Here is a 9,141-nt window from a genome sequence, read left to right on the forward strand (position 1 = left end):
GGCTGGGGAGGGGTCGCCTTTAGCTTGCGACGCTCCTGCCGAGCATGGCTCGGCACTACAACGATGCTCTATCGATGAAGCCTCTGCCGAGCATGGCTCGGCACTACAGGTGGGTGTGCTGGTAGAGCCTCTGCCGAGCATGGCTCGGCACCACAGGATGGGGTTGCTGGTAGAGCCCCTGCCGAGCATGGCTCGGCACTACTCGGCTATGGGCAGGCACAGGGTCTCTTTTACTTCTTCCATCACGATGTAGCTCTTGGATTCGCGTACGTGCGGCAGGGTCAACAAGGTGCTGCCCAGCAGCTTTCGGTAGGAGGCCATTTCATTGATGCGCGCTTTCAGCAGATAGTCGAAATCACCTGACATCAAATGGCATTCCAGCACGTTGGGCAGCTTCAGCGCTGCGCGCCGGAATTCCTCGAAGATGTCGCCGGATTTGTAGGCCAGGCTGATCTCCACGAACACCAGCAAACTGGCCTTCACCGAGGCGGGGTCCAGCCGCGCGTAGTAGCCGGTGATCACGCCTTCGCGTTCCAGTCGGCGCACGCGCTCGGTGCAGGGCGTGGTCGACAGGCCGACGCGCTCGCCCAGTTCGGTGAAGGAGATACGCCCCTCCTGCTGCAGGATGCGCAGGATCTTGCGGTCGATCTTGTCCAGTTCGCGGCTGCGGGTGGCCATGGCGGCTCTGCTTATGATGAACGAAACAGGAAATTACCCTGATCAGGCATATCAATACAGCTAAAAACACTGGTTGACCCTGAATATACTGCGCGGTTCCTAGCCCCTGCCGTCCCGTGCGCAGGGAATGATGTGGTCCGGAGAATGAAAATGCGCGTTCTGGTGCTTGGCAGCGGTGTGATCGGCACGACCAGTGCCTGGTATCTACGGCAGGCCGGCTTTGAGGTCACCGTGGTGGATCGGCAGCCGGCCCCGGCGCTGGAGACCAGTTTTGCCAATGCGGGACAGCTGTCGTTCGGCTATACCTCGCCGTGGGCCGCCCCGGGCGTGCCGTTCAAGGCGATCAAGTGGCTGTTCGAGGAACACGCACCGCTGGCGATCCGTCCCACCGCCGACATCGCCCAGTACCGCTGGCTGTGGCAGATGCTGCGCAACTGCACCTCGGCCCGTTATGCGGTCAACAAGGCGCGCATGGTGCGGGTGTCAGACTACAGCCGCGATTGCATCAATGAGCTGCGCGCGGCCACCGGTATCGACTACGAAGGCCGCCAGCTGGGCACCACCCAGTTGTTCCGCACCCAGCAGCAGCTGGACGCCGCCGCGCAGGACATCGAGGTGCTGCGCGAATACGGCGTGCCCTACGAAGTATTGGACCGCCAAGGCATCGCCCGGGTTGAGCCGGCGCTGGCCGGCAAAACCGAGATGCTGGTTGGCGCGCTGCGCCTGCCCGAGGACCAGACCGGCGACTGCCAGCTGTTCACCACCAAGCTGGCGGCACTGGCCGAAGCCGCAGGCGTCGAATTCCGCTTCGACCAGGACATCGCCTCGATCCAGACCGATGGCGACCGCATCACCGGCGTACGCATCAACGGCACGCTGGAAACGGCCGACCACTACGTGCTCGCGCTGGGCAGCTACTCGCCGCAGCTGCTGGCTCCGCTGGGCATGCAGCTGCCGGTGTATCCGCTGAAGGGCTACTCGCTGACCCTGCCAATCACCAATGCGGCGATGGCACCGAACTCGACCATCCTCGACGAGAGCTACAAGATCGCCATCACCCGCTTCGAGGACCGTATCCGCGTTGGCGGCATGGCCGAAGTGGCCGGCTTCGATCTGTCGCTGGAACCGCGTCGTCGCGCCACGCTGGAGAAGGTGGTCAAGGACCTGTACCCGGACGGTGGCGATCTGTCGCAGGCCAGCTTCTGGACCGGCCTGCGCCCGGCTACTCCGGATGGCACCCCGGTGATCGGTGCAACGCCGTATCGCAACCTTTTCCTCAATACCGGCCACGGCACCCTGGGCTGGACCATGGCGGCCGGCTCCGGCCGCTACCTGGCCGATCTGATGAGCGGCAAGAAGCCGCAGATCAGCACCGAAGGTCTGGATATCTTCCGTTACGGCAAGGGCCAGCACTGATGCGCCCGGCACAGGCACTGATCGACCTGGACGCGCTGCGCCACAACTACCGGCTGGCTCGCCAGCTCGGCGGTGGCAAGGCGCTGGCGATCATCAAGGCTGACGCTTACGGCCACGGTGCGGTGAACTGCGCACGCGCGCTGCAGGACGAGGCCGATGGCTTCGGCGTGGCCTGCATCGAAGAAGCGCTGGAGCTGCGTCAGGCGGGTATCCGTGGCCCGATCCTGCTGATGGAAGGCTTCTTCGACGCGGCCGAACTGCCGTTGATCGTCGAACATGATTTCTGGGTGGTAGTGGCCACGTCATGGCAGCTGGAAGCGGTGGAGGCATTCAAGACCGATGCCTCGCTGCGCATCTGGTTGAAGCTGGACAGTGGCATGCATCGGCTGGGTCTTTCGCCGGAAGAGTTCCGCGATGCGCACGCACGCCTGAGCGCACTGCCGCAGGTCGGCCCGCTGGTGTTGATGACCCACCTGGCACGTGCCGATGAACTGGACAGCAACCGCACGCGCGAACAGCTCGATGTTTTCGTCCGTGCGACCGAAGGCTTGGCAGGTGAAACCAGCCTGTGCAATTCGCCTGCCTTGTTGGGCTGGCCGGATGTGCGCAGTGACTGGGTCCGTCCGGGCTTGATGTTGTACGGCGCAGATCCCTTGTATCCGCAGCCCAGCCCGCATGCTGCGCAGCTGCGACCGGTGATGACCCTGCAGTCGCGGGTGATCGCGGTGCGCGAACTCGCCGTCGGCGAACCGCTGGGTTACGGCGCGCGTTTTGTTGCTGAAAAGCCAACGCGTGTGGGCGTGGTTGCGATGGGCTACGCCGATGGCTATCCGCAGTTCGCACCCAATGGCACACCGGTGTTGATCGATGGCGTGCCGGGACGACTGATCGGTCGCGTATCGATGGACATGCTGACCGTTGACCTGACCGATCACCCACAGGCCGCACGCGGCAGCATCGTGCAGTTGTGGGGCAATGCACCGACCATTTCCGAGTTGGCGCCACGCTGCAATACCAGCGCCTATCGCTTGCCGTGCAGCCTCAAGCGTACGCCGCGGGTGTATTTGTCGGCGTAACGCGTCTGCGGGATCAGGTAGTGCCGAACCATGCTCGGCAGGGGCGTTACCGATAGAGCCTCTGCCGAGCATGGCTCGGCACTACAGATAAAAAAAGGGCCGCATTGCGGCCCTTTCTGTTTCCATCCATCAATTGCGAATTACAGCCCGGCAGTACTGCGATCGCTCTGCAGCTCGCGGCGTACCCAATCATTGAGCAGGCGCTTTTCGTAACGCAGCGGATCGGTGTTGTTGGGCAGGCTGCTGTTGAGCAGATAACCCGTGTCGGACAGCTTGCGCTCGCCCTGGTCGATGACCTGGCCATTGGCATCGGTCAAGGTGAACTGCAGCGTGATACGTGGCGGGTAGATATCGCGCATGACGCGGATGTCATCCAGGCGCGGGCCATGCCACGGCTCGTAGTCACCAGCGCGCTTGATGTCGGTGATGGTCACGTCCAGCTTCTGCCCTTCCGGCAGTTGCTTGCTGGCCTGCTTGCGCAGGTGTTCGGCCAGATCCTCCACCCAGTTGCCCCGTTGCGCGTCCCAGCGGTTGCGGCTGTAGCGCAGTTCGGTGAACTGTGCTGGATCGGTCCATTGCACCTGTACTGGACCTTCGACGCTCAGGGCATGCGGCGCTTCGGGATCGGATACGGTGCGCGGCTTGGCATCGGCACCGCCCGTAGCCAGCAGGCAGGCCAGGACAAGTCCGGTAACGGTCAGAGTTTTCATGACATGCTCCTGTGGACTTTGATGGTAGAAGTGTGGGGCCGACAGCTTTACGCTGCAATGAATTCGGTGCCAGTTCGCAGTCGTGGATTGCACGAAGGTTCATCATCACAGGGTGTGGATGGTTTCTCGCCCAGACTGGCGGGCACATTCCCCCATTTTGCCGCGCCCTTTCACCTTTCCGACAATGCCTGCTCCCAGCCCGGACTCACACCTGTCATTGCTGTCTCTGGATGAAGAGGATCTGGAAAGCTCCAGCCTCTATCGGGAGGTATTCAATGCGGTGGCCAGCGGTTTCTGCGTGATCGAGCTGGTGTTTGAGCAGGGCATCGCGGTGGATTTCATCTACCGCAAGGTCAATGCCGGCTTCCAGAAGGTCACCGGGCTGAGCAATGTCACCGGTCGGCGCGCCAGCGAGGTGGTACCGGCGATGGAGGCGGACTGGTTCCAGGCCTTTGGGCGTGTGGTCAGCGAGGGTGGGATCAGCCAGTTCGAGCGCCAGGTGTCGGAGCCGTCTCGCTGGTATTCGGTGGAGGCTGTACGCATAGGCAAGCCCGACAAGCACCAGGTGGCGGTATTCCTTTTTGATATCTCTGCACGCAAGCGGATTGAGACCGAGCTGGCCGAAAGCGAAGCGCGTTTCAGCGCCTTGGCAGATGGCCTGCCGATGCCGGTCTGGGTGGTGGATGACCGAGGCCAGCTGCGCTTCGTCAACACGGCGTTCTTCACCTTCTTCGGGCTGCCACCCGATCAGGATCTGGGGCCGGCCCCGTGGCAGCGTCTTCTGCATCCGGACGAGCGTGCATCGTTCGAGTACGAGCTGCAGGCTGCGTTGAACGGCCGCACCGAACTGCACGCCAATACCCGCGTGCGCCGTCACGATGGCCAATGGCGGTGGTTGGAAATGAACGCCGTGCCGCGTTTTTCGGCCGATGGCCGCTTCATCGGCCTGGCTGGCAACAGCCCGGATATCACCGAGCGGCGTGAGATTGAAATGGCGCGCGAGGACTTGCTCACCGCCGAGCGTGTGGCGCGCAACGCCGCCGAAGGCATGGCGCGGATGAAGGATGAGTTCCTCGCCACCCTCTCGCACGAGCTGCGCACACCACTGACCACGGTCCTGGGCTGGAGCGAGCTGCTGCTGCAACGCATGGAGGCCGATCACCCGATGCGGCGCGGCATGGAAGTGATCGCCAGCAGCGCGATGACGCAGAAGAACCTGATGTCGGACATGCTCGACCTGAGCAGCATGTTGCTGGGCAAGGTGCAGCTGGAAGTGGAAGTGCTGGATCTGTCCGAGCAGCTGCGCGAAGCGGTGCGGGCACAAGAACTGGTGGCCGACGGCAAGGCGCAGACGGTTGCGCTGGAGCTGCCGGAGCTGCCGCAACCGGTGCTCGGCGATGCCACCCGCTTGCAGCAGATCCTCGGCAATCTATTGTCCAACGCGATCAAGTTCACGCCGGTCGAGGGGCGGATCGAGATCAGCCTTCGGCACGAAGCCGGTCATCTGGTGGTGCAGATCAAGGACGATGGTGACGGCATCGCGCCGGAATTCCTCGAACACCTGTTCAGCCGTTTCAGTCAGGCTGACAGCACTACCACCCGCCGCCACGGTGGCCTGGGGCTGGGCCTGGCCATCGTCCAGCAGCTGACCGAACTGCATGGCGGTACGGTCTCAGCGGCCAGCGAGGGGCCGGGGCATGGCGCCACCTTCCTTCTGCGCCTGCCCGAGTTTCAAGCGCAGAAGGCGGCAAACCACCCGCGCCGGCGCGTGCAGCGCGGCCGCATCGGTGAGCAGGTGCTGGTGCCCAACGCCCTGCAGGGCATGCGCGTGCTTGCGGTGGAGGACCAGGTCGACATGCTGGGCTACATCCGTCGCCTGTTGGAGGAGCAGGGGGCAACGGTGGTTACCGCTGGCACCGCTGCCGAGGCACTGGAACTGCTCGATCTGCGCGGGCATACCGCGTTCGACATCCTGATCAGCGATATCGGCATGCCGGGCATGGATGGCTACGGCCTGATCCACACCCTGCGCGAGACCTTGGGCGTCAGCGGCGGAGAACTCCCGGCAGTCGCGGTGACCGCACTGGCCCGTGCCGATGACCGGCGGCGTGCGTTTTCCTCTGGTTTCCAGGGGCACCTGGCCAAGCCATACAGCGTGGCACAGCTGATTTCGGCGATCCGCGACGCGCGTTTGCCGCGCTGAAATCTTTGCACGGATTTCACGCGGAAAAACGCTACTGTGACGACGTTCACCCATGGACGCTGCCATGCCCCTGTACGCGCCCCATGTTTACTCCGACCCGATGCTGATCGCATCGCTGGAGGCCTTGCTCGGCGAGTTGCCGGAGCAGGCCCGGGTCATGCTGGTCCTCAAGGATGGCAGCCGCGTGGCTGGCACGGTCACCGCGCAGCCGACGTTGCAGCACTTCGCCGACCACAACGAAGAGCCCGGGGTGAACGCGACGGTGCGCCTGGAAGATCTGCTGCGGGCCTGTCAGCAGCATGTGGTGTGGCTGGACAGCGTGTTGCAGGTGTTGCATCTGCCGGCCGCCGAGCCCTGACGCGGTCCCTCGCTAGAACCCATTCAGCTGCGCGGAGCCGGTGACAGCGGCTGGCCCGGTAGAATGGCCGGCCCTGCTAGACGAATTACCGGCATGCCTGCTCCGCACGACGCTCCGTTGGAAACCCTGTTCCTCCCGTTCTCCAAGGCTGGTCTGCGCTGGCCGCAGGGGCCGGTGCTGTTCCTGCGTGCGCAGGACGGTTGGTCACTGCGTGAACACGCCGATGCCTCGCAGCTGGTCTGTTCGCAGAGCTTCCGCCCGTTTGCCGACGCCCTGCAGCGCAGTGGCTGGGAAGTGCGTGATGAGCAGGCGCTGGAGCAGTCCGACGAACGCTACGCACTGGTGCTGGTACTGCCGCCGCGGCAGCGTGACGAAGCCCGCGCACTGTTCGCGCAGGCCCTGAGCAAGCTGGCCCCGGGCGGCATAATCCTCGCCTGCCAGTCCAACAACGAAGGCGCCCGCTCCGGCGAAAGCGACCTGCAGCAGTTGGCCGGGCTGGGCGGCACGCTGACCAAGAACCACTGCCGCGCGTACTGGTCGGTGCCGGCCGAAGGCAAGCACGATGAGGCCTTGCACAAGCGCTGGGCGGCACTGGATGCCCCGCGCAAGATCGTTGATGGTCGCTTCCTGAGCCGGCCCGGCGTGTTCGCCTGGGACCGCATTGATCCGGCCTCGGCCCTGCTGGTCGAGCAGCTGCCGGCGGATCTGGCCGGCCGTGGCGCCGATCTGGGCGCTGGTTGGGGCTATCTGGCCACCGAAGTATTGGCGCGCTGCCCCAAGGTCACCGCGCTGGACCTGTACGAAGCCGAGGCGCGCGCGCTGGCGCTGGCCCGTCACAACCTGGCCAACGTCAGCGAGCAGGTGAAGCTGGATTTCCGCTGGCAGGACGTCACCGCCGGTATTGATGGCCGCTATGACTTCATCGTCTCCAACCCGCCGTTCCACACCCCGGCGCGCGAAGACCGGCCCGACATCGGCCGTCGCTTCATCGCCGTGGCCGCGCAGTCGCTGCGTCCGGGCGGGCAGTTGTTCATGGTCGCCAACCGCCATCTGCCCTACGAGCAGATCCTGACCGAGAGCTTCGGCCAGGTGCGTGTTGCCGCTGAGCGCGATGGTTTCAAGGTCATTGTCGGCACCCGGGGCCGCGCATGAAGCTGGTCAAGCACATCGCCAACCTCGGTTACGGCAGCCGCAAGCAGGTGCAGCAGATGTTCCGCGAGGGCCGCATCACCGATGCGCAGGGCGAGGTGCTGTATGCCGACGACAAGGTCGAGCACGACAACATCCGCATCGATGACGAGGTGCTGGACCCGCCGCCGGGGTTGATCCTGATGCTGCACAAGCCGGCCGGCTATACCTGTTCCACCAAGGACCACGGCCGCTTGATCTATGAGCTGCTGCCGGAGCGTTTCCGCGACCGCGACCCGGTGCTGTCCAGCGTGGGCCGTCTCGATCGCGACACCTCGGGCATGTTGCTGATGACCGATGACGGTCAGCTGCTGCACCGCATCGTCTCTCCGAAGTCGAAGCTGGACAAGGTCTACGAAGCGCAGCTGGCGGAAGATCTGAGCGGCAACGAGACCGCGCAGTTCGCCAGCGGCACGCTGTTGCTGGAATCGGACGACAAGCCCTTGTTGCCGGCCGAGCTGGAAGTGCTGGGCCCGCGCGCTGCACGTCTGACCTTGCACGAAGGACGTTATCACCAGGTGCGGCGCATGTTCGCGGCGGTGGGCAACCACGTGCAGGCGCTGCACCGTTCGCGCATTGGTGGACTGGGTCTGGGTGATCTGCCTGAAGGCCAATGGCGTCAGCTCGATGCCGCTGAGCTGGCCGTACTGTTCGGAGAGCCGGCCTGATGGAATTGCTGTTCCGCCCGCAGGCGCTGGTGTTCGACATGGATGGCCTGATGCTGGACAGCGAACGCGCGCTGATGGGCTGCCTGGAGCGCACCGCGCAGGATCACGGCTATGCATTGCCGCGGACGCTGCTGCTGTCCCTGATCGGCTCTTCCGATGCCACCACCCGGCAGAAGCTGGCCGACGTGCTGGGCATGCAGCGTACCGACGCGTTGTTGGCCGACTCCTATGCGCGTTATGCCGACATCGTTGATGCCGGCGTACCGTTGCGGCCGGGCATCATCGAGTTGCTGGAGGTGCTGCGCGAGCACGAGATTCCGCGCGCGGTGGCAACGGCTACACGCTCACCGCTGGCCCAGCGCAAGCTGGAGGCGGCGGGTTTGCTGCAGTATTTCCAGTTCGTTGCCACCAGCAGCGATGTCGCCCATTCCAAGCCAGCGCCGGATATCTATCTGCATGCTGCACATGGGTTGGGTATTGCGCCCGCACATTGCCTGGCCTTGGAAGATTCCCCAACCGGCGTACGCGCCGCCTTGGCCGCTGGCATGACCACCATCCAGATTCCTGACCTGCTGGAACCGGACGAAGAAGTGCGCGGCTACGGTCACCACATCACCGCTTCGCTGCATGACGTGCGCGAGCTGTTGCAGCAATGGCTGCCGGTAAACGCGGTCTAGGCCTCACCGTAGTGCCGAGCCATGCTCGGCAGGGGCTTCACCAGGAATCCAGCAGCCAGACGCTTCACCTGTAGTGCCGAGCCATGCTCGGCAGGGGCGTTACCGGCAATGTCCAAGGTAGTGCCGAGCCGTGCTCGGCAGGGGCGTTACCGGCAAGGCCTCATGCC

9 protein-coding genes are annotated in these 9,141 nt (G+C 64.2%); 7 read left to right on the forward strand and 2 right to left on the reverse strand.

Annotation, left to right across the window (positions count from 1 at the left end):
* Positions 1 to 198: 198 nt before the first annotated feature.
* Positions 199 to 678 (reverse strand): winged helix-turn-helix transcriptional regulator, encoded by a 480-nt coding sequence (locus ACVOLS_RS20690; protein ID WP_481509823.1) that lies wholly within the window; start codon positions 676 to 678, stop codon positions 199 to 201.
* Positions 679 to 828: 150 nt separating this feature from the next.
* On the opposite strand from ACVOLS_RS20690, the gene ACVOLS_RS20695 reads away from it, so the two are divergent.
* Together ACVOLS_RS20695 and alr are read left to right on the forward strand one after the other, a co-directional pair.
* Positions 829 to 2,094 carry a D-amino acid dehydrogenase gene (locus ACVOLS_RS20695; RefSeq protein WP_481547196.1) on the forward strand — a complete coding sequence of 422 codons (1,266 nt, stop codon included), beginning with the start codon at positions 829 to 831 and terminating at the stop codon, positions 2,092 to 2,094.
* Positions 2,094 to 3,170, forward strand: coding sequence for an alanine racemase (alr, locus tag ACVOLS_RS20700; protein ID WP_481547189.1), 1,077 nt, complete (start codon positions 2,094 to 2,096; stop codon positions 3,168 to 3,170). Before ACVOLS_RS20695 ends, alr begins: the two co-directional genes overlap by 1 nt.
* Before the next feature lie 140 nt (positions 3,171 to 3,310).
* Here alr and ACVOLS_RS20705 read toward each other — a convergent pair whose 3' ends face one another.
* Positions 3,311 to 3,880 carry a DUF3016 domain-containing protein gene (locus ACVOLS_RS20705; RefSeq protein WP_481547190.1) on the reverse strand — a complete coding sequence of 190 codons (570 nt, stop codon included), beginning with the start codon at positions 3,878 to 3,880 and terminating at the stop codon, positions 3,311 to 3,313.
* A 184-nt stretch (positions 3,881 to 4,064) separates the two neighbouring features.
* Between ACVOLS_RS20705 and ACVOLS_RS20710 the strand changes: the two genes are divergently transcribed.
* From ACVOLS_RS20710 to ACVOLS_RS20730, 5 genes are all read left to right on the forward strand, one after another.
* Complete coding sequence (locus tag ACVOLS_RS20710; RefSeq protein ID WP_481547191.1) at positions 4,065 to 6,083, forward strand: ATP-binding response regulator; 2,019 nt, start codon at positions 4,065 to 4,067, stop codon at positions 6,081 to 6,083.
* Between the two features lie 64 nt (positions 6,084 to 6,147).
* On the forward strand, positions 6,148 to 6,441 hold the full coding sequence (locus tag ACVOLS_RS20715) for a DUF3247 family protein (RefSeq protein WP_481547192.1): 294 nt from the start codon (positions 6,148 to 6,150) through the stop codon (positions 6,439 to 6,441).
* Positions 6,442 to 6,534: 93 nt separating this feature from the next.
* Positions 6,535 to 7,593 (forward strand): class I SAM-dependent methyltransferase, encoded by a 1,059-nt coding sequence (locus tag ACVOLS_RS20720; RefSeq protein ID WP_481547193.1) that lies wholly within the window; start codon positions 6,535 to 6,537, stop codon positions 7,591 to 7,593.
* Positions 7,590 to 8,297: a pseudouridine synthase gene (locus tag ACVOLS_RS20725; protein WP_481547194.1), complete on the forward strand. Its 708-nt coding sequence runs from the start codon at positions 7,590 to 7,592 to the stop codon at positions 8,295 to 8,297. The genes ACVOLS_RS20720 and ACVOLS_RS20725 overlap by 4 nt, the downstream gene beginning before the upstream one ends.
* The gene (locus ACVOLS_RS20730; protein WP_481547195.1) at positions 8,297 to 8,974 is read left to right on the forward strand and encodes an HAD family hydrolase; all 678 of its coding nucleotides are present in this window, start codon (positions 8,297 to 8,299) and stop codon (positions 8,972 to 8,974) included. Before ACVOLS_RS20725 ends, ACVOLS_RS20730 begins: the two co-directional genes overlap by 1 nt.
* Positions 8,975 to 9,141: the final 167 nt, after the last annotated feature.

This window comes from Stenotrophomonas sp. STEN038 (genome assembly GCF_056759895.1).